At 68.3% G+C, this 17,339-nt stretch carries 15 protein-coding genes; 3 read left to right on the top strand and 12 right to left on the bottom strand.

Features of this window, described 5'->3' with window-relative positions:
• Positions 1-805: 805 nt before the first annotated feature.
• The 4 genes from RFN52_RS21470 to RFN52_RS21455 are packed head-to-tail and all read right to left on the bottom strand — an operon-like array spanning position 806 to position 3,703.
• A complete protein-coding gene (locus tag RFN52_RS21470; protein ID WP_184848192.1) occupies positions 806-1,651 on the bottom strand; it encodes a serine hydrolase domain-containing protein in 846 nt (281 codons plus the stop codon).
• Positions 1,652-1,656: 5 nt separating this feature from the next.
• Positions 1,657-2,679: an HTTM domain-containing protein gene (locus RFN52_RS21465; RefSeq protein WP_184848191.1), complete on the bottom strand. Its 1,023-nt coding sequence runs from the start codon at positions 2,677-2,679 to the stop codon at positions 1,657-1,659.
• On the bottom strand, positions 2,676-3,350 hold the full coding sequence (locus tag RFN52_RS21460) for a DUF5819 family protein (RefSeq protein ID WP_184848190.1): 675 nt from the start codon (positions 3,348-3,350) through the stop codon (positions 2,676-2,678). The genes RFN52_RS21465 and RFN52_RS21460 overlap by 4 nt, the downstream gene beginning before the upstream one ends.
• 2 nt (positions 3,351-3,352) lie before the next feature.
• Positions 3,353-3,703, bottom strand: coding sequence for a hypothetical protein (locus RFN52_RS21455; RefSeq protein ID WP_184848189.1), 351 nt, complete (start codon positions 3,701-3,703; stop codon positions 3,353-3,355).
• A 466-nt stretch (positions 3,704-4,169) separates the two neighbouring features.
• On the opposite strand from RFN52_RS21455, the gene RFN52_RS21450 reads away from it, so the two are divergent.
• Positions 4,170-5,621, top strand: coding sequence for a phytoene desaturase family protein (locus RFN52_RS21450; RefSeq protein ID WP_184848188.1), 1,452 nt, complete (start codon positions 4,170-4,172; stop codon positions 5,619-5,621).
• A gap of 475 nt (positions 5,622-6,096) precedes the next feature.
• Here RFN52_RS21450 and RFN52_RS21445 read toward each other — a convergent pair whose 3' ends face one another.
• From RFN52_RS21445 to clpB, 3 genes are all read right to left on the bottom strand, one after another.
• The gene (locus tag RFN52_RS21445) at positions 6,097-6,627 is read right to left on the bottom strand and encodes a YbjN domain-containing protein (RefSeq protein WP_184848187.1); all 531 of its coding nucleotides are present in this window, start codon (positions 6,625-6,627) and stop codon (positions 6,097-6,099) included.
• A 269-nt stretch (positions 6,628-6,896) separates the two neighbouring features.
• Entirely contained in the window at positions 6,897-7,424 is a 528-nt protein-coding gene (locus tag RFN52_RS21440) for a hypothetical protein (protein ID WP_184848186.1), read from the bottom strand.
• A gap of 657 nt (positions 7,425-8,081) precedes the next feature.
• Entirely contained in the window at positions 8,082-10,679 is a 2,598-nt protein-coding gene (clpB, locus tag RFN52_RS21435; RefSeq protein ID WP_184848185.1) for an ATP-dependent chaperone ClpB, read from the bottom strand.
• A 103-nt stretch (positions 10,680-10,782) separates the two neighbouring features.
• Here clpB and RFN52_RS21430 point away from each other — a divergent pair, with 103 nt between their 5' ends.
• Positions 10,783-11,199, top strand: coding sequence for a pyridoxamine 5'-phosphate oxidase family protein (locus RFN52_RS21430; RefSeq protein ID WP_184848184.1), 417 nt, complete (start codon positions 10,783-10,785; stop codon positions 11,197-11,199).
• A gap of 167 nt (positions 11,200-11,366) precedes the next feature.
• Here RFN52_RS21430 and RFN52_RS21425 read toward each other — a convergent pair whose 3' ends face one another.
• Positions 11,367-11,702, bottom strand: a complete 336-nt coding sequence (locus tag RFN52_RS21425) for a Rieske (2Fe-2S) protein (RefSeq protein WP_031142435.1) — start codon at positions 11,700-11,702, stop codon at positions 11,367-11,369.
• Positions 11,703-12,072: 370 nt separating this feature from the next.
• Here RFN52_RS21425 and RFN52_RS21420 point away from each other — a divergent pair, with 370 nt between their 5' ends.
• On the top strand, positions 12,073-13,032 hold the full coding sequence (locus tag RFN52_RS21420) for a helix-turn-helix domain-containing protein (RefSeq protein WP_229856621.1): 960 nt from the start codon (positions 12,073-12,075) through the stop codon (positions 13,030-13,032).
• A 29-nt stretch (positions 13,033-13,061) separates the two neighbouring features.
• Here RFN52_RS21420 and RFN52_RS21415 read toward each other — a convergent pair whose 3' ends face one another.
• The 4 genes from RFN52_RS21415 to dnaJ form a co-directional block, all read right to left on the bottom strand.
• Entirely contained in the window at positions 13,062-14,105 is a 1,044-nt protein-coding gene (locus RFN52_RS21415; protein WP_184848182.1) for a helix-turn-helix transcriptional regulator, read from the bottom strand.
• 200 nt (positions 14,106-14,305) lie between these two features.
• Complete coding sequence (locus RFN52_RS21410) at positions 14,306-15,412, bottom strand: sugar ABC transporter substrate-binding protein (RefSeq protein WP_184848181.1); 1,107 nt, start codon at positions 15,410-15,412, stop codon at positions 14,306-14,308.
• A 278-nt stretch (positions 15,413-15,690) separates the two neighbouring features.
• Complete coding sequence (locus RFN52_RS21405) at positions 15,691-16,140, bottom strand: heat shock protein transcriptional repressor HspR (protein WP_107456281.1); 450 nt, start codon at positions 16,138-16,140, stop codon at positions 15,691-15,693.
• A 5-nt stretch (positions 16,141-16,145) separates the two neighbouring features.
• Positions 16,146-17,333, bottom strand: a complete 1,188-nt coding sequence (gene dnaJ / locus RFN52_RS21400) for a molecular chaperone DnaJ (protein WP_184848180.1) — start codon at positions 17,331-17,333, stop codon at positions 16,146-16,148.
• Positions 17,334-17,339: the final 6 nt, after the last annotated feature.

The following is a 17,339-nucleotide window of genomic DNA, read 5'->3' as shown; positions in this document are numbered from 1 at the left end:
ACCGAACGCACCACGGTGGACGGCCAGTTGGGCTACGGCACCGAGATACCGCTGCCCGTCAAGGCGACGGGCACCGTGACCTGGCTGCCCGCGGAGGGCACGACCGTGAAGCGCCGGTTGCGGGCCTGCTGCGCGTCGAGGTCGCGGACGCTGACTCCGCCAGGCGGCTGCCCACGGCCGCGCCCTCGTCCTGTCCCAAAGGCGAGTCCGGCCGAGGGCTGGTCCTGTGGACGTCCTCGCCGAGCGCTGGGAGTCGGTGTCCCGCCGCCCGGTGGGCAAGACCGTGTGGGCGGAGCTGTGTCTCGACGCTCCAACTCCCAGCCGACTTCAGTGTCTCGCTGACGTCACCCCGTCGGTTTGGTGACAGGCCATGAAGTCACACTCTGCCAGGGGCCGCACTGATGGGTGTTCTGTATGCCCTTGCACACGGTGAGGCTGCCGGTGGTCGTGAACGAGTACGACCGCCGCACCTCGACAGGGACACTGCCCGGACCGCACAGCTCTGCCTGCTTGCGTGGAACGCCCGGCACGAGGTCGGCATTGAACTTCGTCCACAGCGAGTAGCAACCCTCGGCGGAGTTCGACAGCTTCCCTTTGATCACCAGGGTCGGAGTGGGGCCTGTCCCTTCGGTCCACCGCTCACCCGAGGCGGAAGCGGTGGCGTACGGGGCCGACCAGGGGACAGGGGCCGACGCTCTGGCGCTCTCTGCGGCGACAGCCGAGGCCGCCGTGCCGAGCAGGATGGCGCTGATGCCCGTGATGGCAGCAGCTCGGATATGTGCACGCATCGTGACCCCTTCTCGATTCACTGGGAATGCGCTGTGCGCAGGTATTCCAGGGCGGTGCGGTCCGTCGCGTCGGGCGAGCCGCTCAGGCGGTGGACCACCGTCCAGCGGCCGTCAGGCACGGCGCCGGCAAAGCAAGACGCCGTGCCTGTCGCTCCGTTGTGCCAGATCAGAGGCAGAGGCCCCGAACGCTGCCATCCGAGGCCGGGTTCCCCGAGCGAACGGTCGAGTACGAGGCCGGTCAGCACACGCGCCAGTGTGCGGGGGCTCGCCCACAGGCCGCCTGCGGGCAGGATGGCTCCCGTCATGGTCCACGGTTTCACCCTGCGGCCGAACCATCCGGTCGGCAGCGAGCTGCTGTGCTGTGGCGGTCGGGCAGTCATGGCCTCTCGCGGCAGGCCGAGCGGGGACAGCACGTGCACGGCTACGAGCTCGTCGTATTCCTGCCCCGTTGCTGCGGTCAGTGCCGCCCCGAGCACCGCGTAGCCGAAGTTGGAGTACTCCTCATGCTCCCCGGCGGGACCATCGGTGAGCCGGTCGAAACCGGCGAGCAGTTGGCGCAGCCGGTCAGTGGTGAAATTCCGGTACGGGTCGAGGCGAGAGGTGCCCGGGGGCAGGCGAGGCAGACCCGAGGTGTGCTCGGCGAGGTGGCGCAGGGTGATGCCGGTTCCTGACGGGACGTCGAGCCATCGTTCAACGGGGTCGTCAACCGTGAGGACACCTTGCTCGGCCAACTGCTGCAGGATGGTTCCGGTGATGACCTTGGTGAAGGAGCCCACCTCTGCGTACTTGTCGGGGTCGTGTTTGCCGGTGACGATCGGAGCGGTGTGGGAGCTGCCGATGATGCAGGTGGGGACGCGGCGCATGGCCCTCACCTCGCGGCTTGGGGAACGGGGACAGGGGCCGGGGCGTCACTTTCCGGTGCGTCCTGGTCGGTGACCGTCGGGATGCTCCCGGGCTGCTTCTGTGTCCAGCGTTCGCGGAGGGTCCGTGCGAGCTTGCGCGCGCGGGACAGCGCGGAGGAGAGGAAGATGAGGTCGCAGGCGATCATGGTCAGGGCGAACGCGGTGAGGCCCATGAACACGCCGATGGACACATGGAACGCGATGGAGGCCGCCGCAGTCCACGGGCGCAAGCTGGGCACCAGGATCCCCATAGGGAAGTACACCAGGAACAAAGTGGTGCTGTAGGTGCCGAGAAAGACGAGTAGGTCGTTGTTGTAGACGAGGTTGGACAAACCTGGCAGCTCGAACTCGGGAACGCGCATGATGTAGAAGAGCGCGGTGCCGTCCTGCCACACGTCTCCCTGCACCTTGTACAGACCACTCACCACGTACACGAGGCACATCTGTACGGCGATCGCCACTACGCCGAGGTTGTGCAGCGGAACACCGAGCGCTCGCACGCTCCCCGGGAGTCGCCCGACGACACGGTCGGCGACTCCGCTCGAGAACGAGAAGTTCTGGTAGCAGTTCGTCAGGAGCAGAAACGGGATCACGAGTTGGGCGAGGTTGTCTCCCCCGTCCAGGAAGGCCGACTGCCGTTCGTAGAGCGACCAGAGGAGGATCCCGTGCGCCGCGAGAACCGCTCTGCCTCCCACTCCTACGGTCACAGCCAGGGCGGCGAGCACGCCGAGGTGGAAGACCGCTTCGAACCAGACTTCGGACGTGCTCCAGGCGTAGAGGCTGAAGCTTCCCTTCTCCTGGATTTGTTCGAGGAAGAGGCGGTGCGGCAGGACCGAATCGGCTCCCGGGCCGAAGAGGTAGCTCCGATCGCCGTAGTGGCTCAGGTAGTACATGAGCCCGACGAAGCCCAGCAGTGCACGGGTTCCTGAAACTCCCAGTGCGGCGACGGGTCGACTGGCAGCTGAGTCAATCGTTTTCTTGATGCTCACTGCAGTTCAACCGCCTTTTTCCACGGCAAGTCGTAAATGTCCAGCGTGCTCTGCGCTTTTGCGTTCTTTCGCTGTGACCACGGAGGAAGTTTCTTGATATACATGCGCGCCTGGACAGCGGTCGGGTCCGTGCCATCCGGGCAGACGTTGTTTATCCGGGTCAGCGCGAAACGAGACAAGGAGCGCTCGGCGTCCATGTGCTGGCTCTTCTCGTAGGGCGTCAGAGGGATGTCACGCTTATCCTTTCCGCCCTTCGCCTCTGAGCCTTCGCTATTCTCCTCTTTCTGCTTCTGGCGGAGACGCCACAACAGGTCATCCGAATCGTTGAGCTGATTGAGCCCGTTGCTCACGAGCCGTACCGTACGAGAGGGGAAGAATCGGTCTTCCTGAGTCTCCTTGATCAAGGGGCCGGTCACATCGTAGTAATCCGTGACCGCACCGTCTGCGCACTTCGCGCGCACAACTATCCCTTGGTCGTCTTTCGTCGGATCAGGAGCGAACAAACTCCAGTTCTGCGTGAAGTACGGCTCCAGATAGCCGCTGATAACTCCATGCAGCTGAATCTTGGCTGGGCTGAGTGGCGCCTGGGAGAACGCCGCGATAGAGAAGTGGGCGCCCAGGAGGGCGGCACCAGCCAGCAGTGCCGCCCTCTGGATGCGCCGATGGCGCATTGTCACCTGTCGAAAACAGTCGCCGCAGCAGAGGCGCCGTCACCCGACACCTTGGCAGGCGGGGCAAACAGGCTGAAGTTGTTGGCAACCTGCCCCGCCTGGTTCGCGAGGGATCCCGCAGCGGCCCGCGCGTGAACGGTGGCCCGAGCGGCAGCACGGCCGGCCGCCGCGGCAGCCCGGCCGGCAGCACGGGCCTGAGGCGCCTTCGGGGCGTCCTCGGTGGTGGCCTGAGCACTCAGGGCCCCGGTCGCCTGCGGCGGCGTGGAGGCCTGAGCGGAACCCTGCATCGACACGGTCAGGAACGTGCCGGCAATGGCCACGCCGATGACGGCAGCGGCATTCTTCTTCTTCATGTTTTCCCCTCTATTGTTTACTGCCTGATCGCCTGAGGGGAGAGCAGCGGTACACCCGAGATGTTGGTCAGACATCAATAGCGGCATGCTTGAAGAAGCTGGTCAGGCATCTTCGACCGCTCGCCCCCCGTGGACGAATCAGCCCTCCGACGAAGTCGGAAGATTCCTCGCGACACGCGCTCCGTATGTCAACCTGTTTTTGCAAGGTGATTCCCGGCGCCCGTCGCGATTCCTGATGATCTTATGGAGATTGACGCAGGCATCTCAAGGAGTGGTCACGTGATGATCATCACAGCGGGCCTGGAATGAGACGTTCCGGAAGTCTCCACCAGGCGGCCGCATCGGTCTGCACCTGTTGTCGCTGTGACATGCCGTCAGGTGCCCGCATAAAGTCGCCGCGGATGACTTTTGCCGTCGGGTGGTTCCAAGTTCCGTCGGCTCTGAGTGGAAAATTTTGGGAGGACGCATGGAACCCGATGCGATTGTGGTTGGAACCGGCCCGAACGGCCTTGCCGCTGCGGTCACTCTCGGGCGGGCGGGCCTCAAGGTCGCCTTGTACGAGGCCCGCACAACCATCGGAGGCGGGCTGCGGACGGAGCCACTCTTCGATGCCGAGATAGAACACGACATCTGTTCCGCCGTTCACCCTATGGCCGTTGTGTCCCCCTTTTTTCGTCAGTTCGACCTGGCGTCCCGGGGGGTGAACATGCTGTATCCATCCATCAGCTACGCTCACCCCCTGAAAAACGGACTCGCCGGCCTTGCTCACCGGGATCTGGAAGCGACCTGCGCCCATCTCGGTCCGGACGGTGAGCGCTGGCGTCGTCTCATGCAGCCGTTGGTCAACCACTCCGAGGAACTGGTCGACTTTGTCCTGTCGGGGCAACGAGGACTCCCCAGGAGCCTTGCCGTCCCAGCGCTCCTGGGTTCCCGCTTGCTTGCCCATGGCACTGCGCTGGCGCCCCACCGCTTCAGTACCGAGGTAGCCCGCTCGCTCCTCACCGGGGTGGCGGCGCACGCGGTCGGCAAACTCCCTTCCCTTGCCTCGGGCGCAGTCGCCATGCTCCTCGGACACCTCGCGCACGCCAGCGGCTGGCCGATCCCCGAGGGAGGCAGCGCTCGCATCGCCGACGCGCTCGCCGACGACATCACCGCCCACGGCGGAACCTTCCACACGGATCACCACGTGACCAGCCTCGATGAACTCCCCCGGGCGAAACTGGTGCTTCTCGACACAAGCCCCAAGACGTTCACGGAGATAGCGGGTGACCTGCTTCCGGCCGGTTACCGGCGAGGCCTGGCACGATTCCGGTACGGGCCGGCAGCGGCCAAGGTGGACTTCCTCGTCTCTGAGCCGATTCCCTGGGCCAACCCTGACGTGGGGCAAGCCGCAACCGTTCATCTGGGGGGAACCCAGGCAGAGATGTTCGAAGCCGAGACGAAGGCTGCCGCCGGCATCCGACCTGAGGAACCGTTCGTTCTGCTGGTCGACCCCGCCTCGGCCGATCCGAGCCGCGCCAAACCGGGGCGACGTCCTGTGTGGGCCTACGCGCACGTCCCCAACGGCGACGCGTGGGACCCGACCGCGATGGTCACGGCGCGCATCGAACGCTACGCGCCCGGATTCGCCGACACGGTGATCCATCGACGCGGGATCAGCGGTGCCGAGTATGAGGCGTACAACCCGAACTATGTGGGCGGGGACATCGGAGCGGGCGCAATGACGCTCCGGCAGTCCGTTATGCGCCCTGTTCCACGTTTCGATCCCTACCGCACACCGCTGACCGGTGTCTACATGTGCTCTGCGTCAACGCCGCCCGGCCCGAGTGTTCACGGTATGTCGGGTTACCTTGCCGCGCTGTCAGCCCTCCGCCGCGAGTTCGGCATCCGCACTCCGCCGCACCTCGGGCCGCGGTGAGTATCCGCCGGGGTCGTGAGCAGGTCTCCCGCTCGCCGACGTCGGCCACCTCGTCCGGCCAGGACACACCCGTCCGGGCCCGCACCCTGGCCGGTCGGTGTGCGGGATTACCCGGCGACCTCGGTCGGCTCGTCCTTGGATTTGTCGGGGTAGATCAAGCGCACGCCACCACCGATCACCAAGAAGCAGCTCAGCAACAGGGCGAAGCGCGCGAACCTCGCACCGCCCTCCCAATCCGCTGAAGGACCCAAGACCAACCAGAACGCGAGACCCATCCCCGCAATCGAAACCGCTACGCCCAGTAACCGACGCACCCCGTGCTCCCCTCTTTACGATCTTCAGTCAGCCGTTCACTCTACTCATCGGAAACATCGGCGCAGAGCAGGGTCCGTCCGACTGCGAAAAGGCAAACGGCGCGTACAGCGCGTACCTGTGCGTACGCGCCGACGCGCCGTGAGGGGCTCGGGTCGGGAGCCTACTCGTCGTCCTCGGGCTTCTCCGCCTCGTTGATCTCCTCTTCGAGACCGAGCTGCTCGATGAGCCACTTGTCGAACTCGATCGCGGCGCGCACCCAGCTGACCGTCGAGGAGACGAAGTGCTCCAGGCTGACACCCATGCCGATCAGCATCTGGGCCTCGCCGATCAGGCGGACCGTGCCGTCGTCGTGGGTGTGGCTGTAGACCTTGGGCCACAGGGTGCGGCGGTTCCAGTCGTCGATCGACTCCAGGATCTGCGGCTTGGCCCCGATCTCGTGGGGCCGGTCGTAGAACGTCCGCACGGAGAAGACCTGCTGGTCTCCCTCTCCCCGGAACATGAAGTAGGTGCGGAACTGCTCCCACGGCGCCGCGAGGTCTCCCTCGTCGTCGACGACGTACTTGAGCTCCATCTGGTCGAGGAGCTGCTTCACGAGGTCCTGATCCGGGACGACGGGGCCGGCCGGGCCGCTGCCGGGCTGCGGCTCGGGCTGGCCCCCGAAGTTCGGAATCGAGGACGGGTCGATGGTCACCGTGAATTTCCCTTCGTACGGATTCCGCCATCCTCCCCCATGCGGGGAGGGGGGTGGCAAGCCCGGACCGGCCCCGTCAGCCCACGGCTGACAGGATCCGGCCGGTCGGCGGAAACACCGGGTACCTCGCCGCAGCCCCGGCGCACCTGTCAGGCGCGCCGGACCTGGTCGGTGTCCGTGCACGGACACCAGTGGGCGAGGCACCGGTCGGACGGCGCGGCGGCCGCGCGGGCCCCGGCGGGGGCGCGGGAGCAGCGGCGGAACGTCGGTCAGCCGTGGATCAGGGTGGTGCCCGCGAGTTCCTGGGTGATGGCGCCCTTGCCGTCTCCCTCGATGTCGTAGACGACCGTGGCGTCCGACGACCACCACAGCTCACCGTCGTAGACGGTGGGCGGGGCGACGCAGGTGTTCTCCGGGGAGTCGTAGGACCACGCGTAGCGCTCATTGATGGCCGTGGTCATGTCACACGTCTTCTTGGTGATGACCTCGTCGTCCGCGGCCTTGCCGAGGCGGGCCTCGATGCGCGTGGTGATCTTGAAGCTGGTGAACCGCTTCGAGTCGTCGATCACCTGGTCGACGCCGAGCTGCCAGTAGACGACCGACTTCCCGGTCATGTTGCCGTTCGACGTGGTGTTCGCGCCGGTGTTCTCCACGTAGTAGGTCGTCTGCGGCTTCTGGCCGGGGAAGACGACGTCGAACTGGGACGAGGCCGTCCAGGCGGCGGCCGGGCCGGCGAACAGCACGCCGAGCGCGACGGCGGACGAGGTGAGACCGGCTGCGGTCAGGAGCTTGCGCATGGGCATTCCTTCTGGCTGGAGTGAGTACACGCGAGGGCCGGGCAGGGCACCGGCCGGGGGCTGGTCACCTGTGCGGAGGAGAACGCCGGCCGGGGAGCATCGGCCGGGGAACGCGGACGCGTTCTCGCCGAGTGCAAGGGGGCGTGAGCGGCCGCCGTTGCGGGCGCGGGCCGCGAGGTGCTCCCTCCCCGTCAGCGGGCAGGCGGCGGCGTGAAGGCGCGCAGGATGACGTGCATGGCTGAATCCCCCCGTGGATGGTCAACGCACCAGGACGGACTGGTCAGGTCCACTTCACTGGCAGCCCGGCCACTTTAGACACACCGGTAACACGCCGACAGAGAGCCGAGAGGACGTGGCCGATAACCGCTTCGGGAGCGGAACCGGCAACTGGAAACGGAAAGTCGTTCGAACAAGGCGGCACGTCGCGGCGGTGCCGTGAAGCGGAAGGACCGCGGCATGCGGGCGGCGCGGCGACTTGGCCGGATACCTCACGTCCGGACGACGGCGTCACGGACGAGGTCCGGGCGAACCGGCGGGAACCATGCCCGGGTACGGGCCCGGGTGCGGACACGGGCGTGGGCGCGGCATACAGCGGAGCCGCACACGGCCCGCCCCGCAGGTGCGGAGCGGGCCGCCGTCAAGCGCGTGCGCGGCCGGTCAGAGGGTCTTGCCGGTCGCCGGGCCCACCAGCAGCCCGTCCTCGAAGCGGTCCACCCGGACCGTGTCCCCGTCCTTGATCTCGCCGGACAGGATCTCCTTGGCGAGCCGGTCGCCGATGGCGGACTGGACGAGCCGCCGCAGCGGCCGGGCGCCGTACGCCGGGTCCATGCCCTCCTCCGCGAGCCACGCCAGCGCCTCGGGCGTGATGTCCAGGGTGAGGCGCCGCTCGGCGAGCCGCTTGGCCAGCCGCTCCAGCTGGAGCTTCGCGATCCGCTCCAGCTCGGGCTTGGTCAGCGCGGCGAAGACGACCAGGTCGTCCAGGCGGTTGAGGAACTCCGGCTTGAAGGAGGTCCGCACCACCTCCAGGACCTGCTCCTTCTTCTCCTCCTCGGTGGTCACCGGGTCGACCAGGTACTGGCTGCCCAGGTTCGACGTCAGGACGAGGATCGTGTTGCGGAAGTCGACCGTACGGCCCTGGCCGTCCGTCAGGCGGCCGTCGTCCAGCACCTGGAGCAGGATGTCGAAGACCTCGGGGTGGGCCTTCTCCACCTCGTCCAGCAGGACGACGGAGTAGGGCCGCCTGCGCACGGCCTCGGTGAGCTGGCCGCCCTCCTCGTAGCCGACGTATCCGGGCGGGGCGCCGACCAGCCGGGCCACGCTGTGCTTCTCGCTGTACTCCGACATGTCGATGCGGACCATCGCCCGCTCGTCGTCGAAGAGGAAGTCGGCGAGGGCCTTGGCCAGTTCGGTCTTGCCGACACCGGTCGGGCCGAGGAAGAGGAAGGAGCCGGTGGGCCGGTCGGGGTCGGAGATCCCGGCGCGGCTGCGGCGTACGGCGTCGGACACCGCGCGCACGGCCTCGGTCTGGCCGATGAGCCGCTTGCCGATCTCGTCCTCCATGCGCAGCAGCTTCTGCGTCTCGCCCTCCAGCAGCCGCCCGGCGGGGATGCCGGTCCAGGAGGCGACGACGTCGGCGATGTCGTCGGCGCCGACCTCCTCCTTGACCATGGTGTCCTTGGCAACCTCCTCCTCCGCCTCGGAGGCGGCCTCCAACTCCTTCTCCAGGGCCGGGATCTCGCCGTAGAGCAGCTTGGAGGCGGTGTCGAAGTCACCGTCGCGCTGGGCCCGTTCGGCCTGGCCGCGGATCTCGTCGAGGCGTTCCTTCAGCTCACCGACGCGGTTGAGGGACTGCTTCTCCTTCTCCCAGCGGGCGGTGAGGCCGCGCAGCTCCTCCTCCTTGTCGGCGAGGTCGCGGCGCAGCTTCTCCAGGCGCTCGCGGGAGGCCGCGTCGGTCTCCTTGCCGATCGCGAGCTCCTCCATCTTCAGCCGGTCGACGGCGCGCTGGAGTTCGTCGATCTCGACGGGCGAGGAGTCGATCTCCATGCGCAGCCGCGAGGCCGCCTCGTCGACGAGGTCGATGGCCTTGTCGGGCAGGAACCGGGAGGTGATGTACCGGTCGGAGAGCGACGCGGCGGCGACGAGCGCGCTGTCGGCGATCTGCACCTTGTGGTGGGCCTCGTAGCGGCCCTTGAGCCCGCGCAGGATCGCGATGGAGTCCTCGACGGTGGGCTCGGCGACCAGCACCTGCTGGAAGCGCCGCTCCAGGGCGGGGTCCTTCTCGATCCGCTCGCGGTATTCGTCGAGGGTCGTGGCGCCGACCATGCGCAACTCGCCGCGGGCCAGCATGGGCTTCAGCATGTTGCCTGCGTCCATGGCGGAGTCGCCGCCCGCGCCGGCTCCGACGACGGTGTGCAGTTCGTCGATGAAGGTGATGATCTGCCCGTCGGAGTCCTTGATCTCGGCGAGGACGGTCTTCAGCCGCTCCTCGAACTCGCCCCGGTACTTCGCCCCGGCGACCATCGCGCCGAGGTCGAGCGCGACGAGCCGCTTGTCCTTCAGTGACTCGGGCACGTCGCCCTTCACGATCCGCTGGGCGAGCCCCTCGACGACGGCGGTCTTGCCGACGCCCGGCTCGCCGATGAGGACGGGGTTGTTCTTCGTACGGCGGGACAGGACCTGCACGACGCGGCGGATCTCCTGGTCCCGGCCGATGACCGGGTCGAGCCTGCCCTCCCGCGCGGCGGCGGTGAAGTCGGTCCCGAACTTCTCCAGGGCCTTGTACTGCCCCTCGGGGTCGGCCGTGGTCACCCGTCGCTGCCCTCGCGTCTTCTGGAAGGCGGCCTGGAGCTTCTTGGCGTCGGCCCCCTGCTGGGACAGCACCTCGCCGGCCGCGCCGCCCTTCGCGGCGAGGGCGATCAGGAGGTGCTCGGTGGAGAGGTACTCGTCCCCCAGGTCCTTGGCGCGGGCCTGCGCGTCGGCGACGACGGCCAGCATCTCGCGGTTGGGCTGGGGCGGCGCGACGGTCGACCCGGTCACGCTCGGCAGCCCGGCGAGCACGCGCTCGGCTCCGGCGCGCACGGCGGCCTGGTCGGCGTCGACCGCGGCGAGCAGGTCGGTGATGTTCTCGTTGTCCTGTCCCTGGAGCAGCGCGAGCAGCAGATGGGCCGGGGTGAGGTCGGGGTGCCCCTCGGTCACGGCCCGGTTGCTGGCAGCGTTGATCGCATCCCGGCTCCGGTTGGTCAGCTCGGCGTCCACGTTCGCGTTCTCCTCCTTGCACTGACCCGAACGGCTTGCACAAAGTTGAGTCTAGTGCACTCAAGGACGGTTCCGGGAGGCTCGGGGGTCTAAGTTCCGGGGCATGGCGACCAAGTACTCCGTCGACCCCGGCGCTCCGGACCCGTCGTATCTCAGCTTCTGGCGGGAGCGGCACCTGTGCACCCTGACGACTCCCCGCCCGGACGGCACTCCGCATCTGGTACCCGTCGGCGTCACATACGATCCCGAGGCCCGTCTGGCTCGGGTGATCACCAATCGGGCGAGCGCGAAGGTGCGGTACGTGCGGGCGGCCGGCGACGAGGGGGCGGCCGTCGCCGTCTGCCAGCTGGAGGGCCGCCGCTGGGCGACGCTGGAGGGCCGGGCCTTCGTCCGCGACGAGCCGGACCGGGTGGCCGAGGCGGAGCGGCGCTACGCGGAGCGCTACGGCAGGACGCCGTCACCGAACCCGGCGCGCGTGGTGATCGAGATCCACCTGACGCGGGCGATGGGGCGAGGTTGAGCGGTGTGAACATCCACACCGGTGATCGACTGGATCCGGCCACCACGGGATGGGGTCGATACCCGGAAATGTCCCCGAAAACTGCAGCGGCGTCACCGTGTTCAGGTCACGGTGACGCCGCTGCGGGGGGAAGCACCTGAGCGATCTGTTACGACGGGGGAATCGCGTCAGGCACTGCGGGGGGTGGCAGAGATGGTCCTCGGGGCAGGGGAGTCGGCCTCCACCTGCTGGTGGTCCCTTTGGTCCAGGTTCACAAAGATCATTCCGTACCGTACGGCGCACCGCACCGGCTGCGGCGCCCCCCGAGGCCGCCGCAGACACCGGTAAGCCCGTACGTCCTCGTCCTCGTCGCGCGTGACGACCACCGGCTCGCCGAACACGGTCACCATCAACGAGTCGCCGCTGTGGGGGATGGCGGTGACCAGGTCGATGAAGTGCCAGCCGGAGCGGTAGGCGGTGGCCATCTCGCGTCGGAAGGAGCGGTCGTCGGGTGGAGTGGTCACGGTCAGCTCCCGGATCCGGCTGCCCCGGAGCTCGGCCAGCTGCTGTTCTCCGCTCCGTGAGTGCTGTTCACGGCGACGGACGGCCAGCTGCTGTTCGCCCGAACCTCGTCCTTCACATCGGAGAAGCCACTCAGCGCACCAAGGGCTACAACGGCGGAGAAGGCGGCGACAAGCACCGAGCGAAGCATTCTGTTACGCATAGTCGGCTTCGTCCTCACTTGAAGGTCCCCTTTTCCCCCGTCGAGTACGACGATGGCTCATTCGGGCACGTCATGGCCACACAATCGATGCATCATGTTCCTGCATGTTCAGGACCCTGGGGGGTGGAGATTTGACATCGAATCGGACTAAGGAGACACATCCCCATGCGATGACCCAGTGGTGCGACGAGGGCGGCCGTCTGTATGCCGCCGCACTGCGCGCCGGACGCATCGCACGCGAGGACGTGGCGCCCGCTCCGTGCCTGATGGAGTTCGCCCTGCTCCACCCCGACCCGGACGACCCGAGCTGGCTGCGGCCGGTGCCCCCCGCGGTCGCCCTGTCCCGGCAGCTCAACCCGCTGGAGCAGGAGATAGCCGACCGCCGGCGCCTGGCGACCGGCCTCGCCGAGACCTTCGAGCCGTTCATGGCCCTCGGCACCCAGCTGGCCGCCACGAGTGACGCCATCACTGTGCTGGAAGGCGGCGAACGAATCAACGCCGCGCTCAACATGGCCACTCTGCAATGCCAGACGGAGATGCTCACCGTCCAGCCCACCGACCGGATGTCCGAACGCAGCCTCCTGCTCGGCCTGGAGCGCGACCGGCCGCTGATCGAACGCGGTGTGCGCATCCGCACCCTGTACCAGCACACCGCCCGCTACAACCCCGAGCAGCTGGCCTACGCCGCCCAGCTCTCCAACGGCAAGGCGGAGTACCGCACCATCGACGAACTCGTCGAGCGCCTGATCATCTGCGACGAGTCCGTCGCCTTCATCCCCGCCCGCGACGATCAGCAAGTCGCCCTGGAACTGCGCCACCCCGGTCTGGTCCGCTACCTCATCAAGCTCTTCGAGTACCTGTGGGACCGGTCGGTTCCGCTCAGCACCGGCACACCGTACGAGACCGCCCGCGACGGCATCACGGAGATCCAGTACTCCATAGCGAAGCTCCTGGTCGAGGGACACGTCGACGAGGCCATCGCCCGGCGCCTCGGCATGAACGTGCGCACCTGCCGGGCCCACATAGCCAAGCTGGCGTCCGCCCTCGGCAGCGGCAGCCGTGCCCAACTGGGGTACCTCATCGCCCAGTCCGGCATCCTGAAGCAGGACGACGAAGGAGCCGCCGGTTGATCTCAGGGGCGGGACTCAGCTCGGGTATCTCATCGGGCGGTCCGGGATCCCTGATCAGGGACGCTGAGGGTCGGGGAGGCGGCCGAGGGGGGCGGGCCGTCGAGGCCGGCCTGGGCGATGCGTACGCCGAGTTGCGTACGGCTCGCCGCCCCCAGCGTCTCCGAGAGACGCGCGATGTGTGCCCGGCACGTCCGGACGCTTATGCCCAGCCGTTCCGCGATGACGGCGTCCTGGTGCCCTTCCGCCAGCAGCGCGGCGATCGACTGCTCCCGGTGGGAGATGCCCTCGATGCCGGTGTCGGGGAGCGGGGCCTTGAGGGGGATGGCGAGACGCCAGAGCCGGTCGAAGACCGTGACGAGGTACTCGACGATCGCCGGATGCCGTAGCTCAAGGGCCATCGTGCGGTCGGTGTTGGCGGGGATGAACGCCACCGTCCGGTCGAAGAGGATCAGCCGGTCGATCACCTCGTCCAGCGTGCGCGCCTCCACCGCGTCGCCCATCAGCTCCAGATAGGTCAGCAGCCCCTGCCCGTGCCGGGCGACATGCGTGTACAGGTCCCGCATCCGCACGCCCCGGCCGCGCAGCGCCAGCGCCCGGTGCAGCCCCTCGGAGAGCTCCGCCTCGCGGCGGATGCCGCCGGGCTGGACCGTGAGCACCTCGGTGGTGCACGCCTGGGTCGCCTCGTCCATCGCGGCCTGGATCCGGGCGAGTCCGTCCAGGACCCGGATCGCGGGGCCCTCAGCCGTCGGCGCGGCCGGCCTCACCTGGCGGCCCAGTCCGGCGTACCACTCGACGGCCGCGACGGCCGAACCCACCCGCCGCTGGCTCGCGCTGACCTCGTCGTGCATCCCGCGCAGCAGCCGGGTCATGACCTCCTGCGGGGAGGTCGGCAAAAGCCAGTCCATGTCGTCGGGGTCCGGGTGCAGCAGGGCGAGTTCCAGCAGGCAGGGCACCGGATCCGCGTCCCGGCGCGGCACCCGGCCGCGCCGTACGGCCCGGGAGTACACGCGGTCCCCGGTCTCGCACAGCCGGTCGGCACCATGGGGATGCTCATCCGCCCCGTGCCCGGCCATCGCCCATCCCACCCCCGGTTTCGCCGTCTTTCCGCAGCGCAACTATGCGCGGACGGGACGTGCTCCGCAACACGGCTCCCCGCGCGGCGGCCACCGGAATCCACCGGTACGCACCGGTATCTCCGGGCCTCGGAGGGTCCTGTCGCGGCAGCCCGGCAGGGGGGTGGGTGAGCCCGGCCCGGTGCGCGCCGGGGGCGCTGCTACTTCAGGCCGATGGCCCGGCACGCCGCCTTGTACTCGGCCGTGCAGATGTCCGACAGCTTGTAGATGTCGTCCGCGACCACCGTGTCCTTGATGTTCTCCTTGGTGAGCGCGACCACGGGCACGAGCTGGGCCGGGATGGCCTTGTGCGTGGGGCTGTCGACCTTGTCGCGGGTGAGGGCGGCGAACTGGATGTCGCGGCCCTGGACCTTGGCGACCGCCATCTCCGCGGCGTTCTCCGCCTCCTGCGGGTAGGACTTGTACACGCTCATGTACTGCTCGCCGCTGATGATCCGCTGCACCGCCGGCAGCTCCGCGTCCTGCCCGGTGATCGGCGGCACCTCGGTCACGCCCGCGGCCTTGAGCGCCTTGAGAATGCCGCCCGCCATGCCGTCGTTGGCGGAGTACACCGCAGCGATGTTGCCCTTGCCGATCTGCCGGATCGCGTCGGCCATGTTGGCCTCGGCGTTCTCCGGCTTCCAGTCCTTGGTGTCGAAGGACTTGGCGATCGCCACCTTGCCGTTCAGCTCGGACATGGCCCCCGCCTTGAACTGCTTGGCGTTCGGGTCCGTCGACGAGCCGTTCATCATGACGATCTTGTCGGAGAGGCTCGCCTTCTCGCCGATGGCCTCCAGCAGGGAGCGGCCCTGGACCTCGCCGACCAGCTCGTTGTCGAAGGAGATGTACGCGTCGATCGGGCCCTCGGCCAGCCGGTCGTAGGCGATGACCGGAATACCGGCCTCCTTCGCCTTCTTCACGCCGCTCGCGATGGCTTTGGAGTCCACGGCGTCCAGCAGGATCACGTCGACCCGGTCGTCGATCATCTGCTGCATCTGGCTCGCCTGCTTGTCCGCGCTCGCCTCGGCGTTGGCGTACTCGACGCGTCCCTTGTCGTTGGTGAGCGACTCGACCTTCGTCTTGATGATCGGGTAGTCGAAGTTCTCGTAGCGCGTGTTGGCCTTCTCCGGCAGCAGCAGACCGACGGTGATGTCGTTGCCCTTCGCCGGGCTCGCGTCGTCACTGCTCCCCGTCGCATTGAGCACGCCGCAGCCGGCGAGCGTGACGGAGATCGTGGCGGCTGCCACGGATATGGCGATACGACGCATGCGGGGCTCACTTCGCGTGTGTTTCGGACGTGGGCGCAGCTTTGGTGCCCATGTGACTGAAAAGCCAACGCGGACGCGCCCTCAGCGTCAAGCGGAACCACTTAACGAGATGACAACACCACGCTCCGCAGCAGTTGTGAAGACTCTGCGGAATCACCTTCAAGTGGCGCGCACCACGCGGTCATCCACGGGAGGCCCAGCGAAACCGGGGCAAGGTGCACCAAACAGACGAAAAGGGCCGGGAGTCAACTCCCGGCCCTTCCCCGTGCGTACGCGCGTCAGTCGGACTGCTGCCGCTTGGGCCGCCACACCACCAGCGCGCTGGTCTGCTGCACCTCCTGGTACGGCACCAGGTCACGGCGGTACGACGCGTGCACCGCCGCCTCGCGCTGGCGCATGGCCGCCGCCGCGCCGTCGAGCGCGTCCTGCATCTCGGCCACCCGGGCCTGGAGCGCGGCGACCTGGTTCTCCAGTTCGATGATGCGCTTGATACCGGCCAGGTTGATGCCCTCGTCCTGCGACAACTGCTGGACGGTGCGCAGCAGTTCGATGTCACGGGCCGAGTAGCGCCGCCCCCGGCCCGCGGTGCGGTCCGGAGAGACCAGGCCCAGGCGGTCGTACTGGCGCAGGGTCTGCGGGTGCAGGCCGGACAGCTGGGCCGCCACCGAGATGACGTAGACCGGGGTCTCCTCGGTCAGTTCATACGGGTTGCGTCGACGACCGTCCATCTGACTCATGCTCCCTTCGCGGCCTGGAACAGATCCGCCCGCGGGTCCTCACCCGCGGTCGCCTCGCGATACGCCTCGAGTGCGTCACGAGCCTTCCCCGCCAGGTCCTTCGGAACACTCACCTCGACGGTGACCAGGAGGTCGCCGCGGGTGCCGTCCTTGCGGACCGCGCCCTTGCCCCGGGCGCGCATGGTGCGGCCGTTGGGCGTGCCGGGGGGCAGCTTCAGCGTGACGGGCGGGCCGCCGAGCGTCGGCACCCGCACCTCGCCGCCGAGGGCCGCCTCGGTGAACGTGACCGGGACGGTGACGGTGAGGTTGTCGTCCTTGCGGCCGAACACCGGGTGGGTGTCGACGTGCACGACGACGTACAGATCGCCCGCCGGGCCGCCGCGCTCGCCCGGCGCGCCCTTGCCGCGCAGCCGGATCCGCTGGCCGTCGCTGACGCCCGCGGGGATGCGCACCTGCATGGTCCGGGAGGACTTGGCCCGGCCGCTGCCCTTGCAGACCTCGCAGGCGTGCTCCGCGATCAGGCCGCGGCCCTTGCAGTCCGGGCAGGGGTCGGTGAGGGAGAAGCCGCCGCCGCTGCCCCGGGCGACCTGCCCGGTGCCGACGCAGGTCGGGCACACGCGGGGTGTGCCGTTCTTGTCGCCGGTGCCGGAACAGGCCTTGCAGGGGGACTGCGACGACATCCGCAGCGGGACGGTCGCGCCCTCGATCGCCTCGGTGAAGCTGAGCGTGACCTCGGACTCGATGTCCTGGCCGCGCCGGGGGTGCGTACGCGTCCCCGGCCCGCCCGCGCCACCGCGGTTGAACAGGCCCCCGAAAACGTCACCGAGTCCGCCGCCGAAGCCGCCGGCTCCCTGGCCGCCGCCCTGGGCGCCGCCTCCGAAGAGGTCGCCCAGGTCGAAGTTGAAGGAGCCGCCCGCGCCGCCCGGCCCCGGGCGGAAGCCGCCGTTGCCGAAGAGGGCGCGCGCGTCGTCGTACTCCTTGCGCTTCTTGGGGTCGCCGAGGATGTCGTTGGCCTCGGAGATCTCCTTGAAGCGCTCCTCCGCCTTGGCGTTGCCCTTGTTGGCGTCCGGATGGAACTCGCGGGCGAGCTTCCGGTAGGCCTTCTTGATCTCGGCCTCGGTGGCGTCCTTGGGGACGCCGAGGACCTTGTAGTAGTCCTTCTCGATGAAGTCCTTGGTGCTCATCCTCGA

The organism is Streptomyces collinus (assembly GCF_031348265.1).
In the GTDB taxonomy this organism is placed as follows: Bacteria; Actinomycetota; Actinomycetes; order Streptomycetales; family Streptomycetaceae; genus Streptomyces; species Streptomyces collinus.
The sequence above is the reverse complement of the archived record's forward strand: the minus strand, read 5'-3'. Positions and strand labels throughout refer to the sequence as shown.

Excerpts from the sequence above, each read along its gene's own strand:
- RFN52_RS21420 (WP_229856621.1), top strand. The coding sequence starts at position 12,073 with ATGACCCAGTGGTGCGACGAGGGCGGCCGTCTGTATGCCGCCGCACTG.
- dnaJ (WP_184848180.1), bottom strand. The coding sequence starts at position 17,333 with ATGAGCACCAAGGACTTCATCGAGAAGGACTACTACAAGGTCCTCGGC.
- RFN52_RS21410 (WP_184848181.1), bottom strand. The coding sequence starts at position 15,412 with ATGCGTCGTATCGCCATATCCGTGGCAGCCGCCACGATCTCCGTCACG.
- RFN52_RS21450 (WP_184848188.1), top strand. The coding sequence starts at position 4,170 with ATGGAACCCGATGCGATTGTGGTTGGAACCGGCCCGAACGGCCTTGCC.
- RFN52_RS21460 (WP_184848190.1), bottom strand. The coding sequence starts at position 3,350 with ATGCGCCATCGGCGCATCCAGAGGGCGGCACTGCTGGCTGGTGCCGCC.
- RFN52_RS21455 (WP_184848189.1), bottom strand. The coding sequence starts at position 3,703 with ATGAAGAAGAAGAATGCCGCTGCCGTCATCGGCGTGGCCATTGCCGGC.
- RFN52_RS21470 (WP_184848192.1), bottom strand. The coding sequence starts at position 1,651 with ATGCGCCGCGTCCCCACCTGCATCATCGGCAGCTCCCACACCGCTCCG.
- RFN52_RS21415 (WP_184848182.1), bottom strand. The coding sequence starts at position 14,105 with ATGGCCGGGCACGGGGCGGATGAGCATCCCCATGGTGCCGACCGGCTG.
- RFN52_RS21440 (WP_184848186.1), bottom strand. The coding sequence starts at position 7,424 with ATGCGCAAGCTCCTGACCGCAGCCGGTCTCACCTCGTCCGCCGTCGCG.
- RFN52_RS21430 (WP_184848184.1), top strand. The coding sequence starts at position 10,783 with ATGGCGACCAAGTACTCCGTCGACCCCGGCGCTCCGGACCCGTCGTAT.
- RFN52_RS21405 (WP_107456281.1), bottom strand. The coding sequence starts at position 16,140 with ATGGACGGTCGTCGACGCAACCCGTATGAACTGACCGAGGAGACCCCG.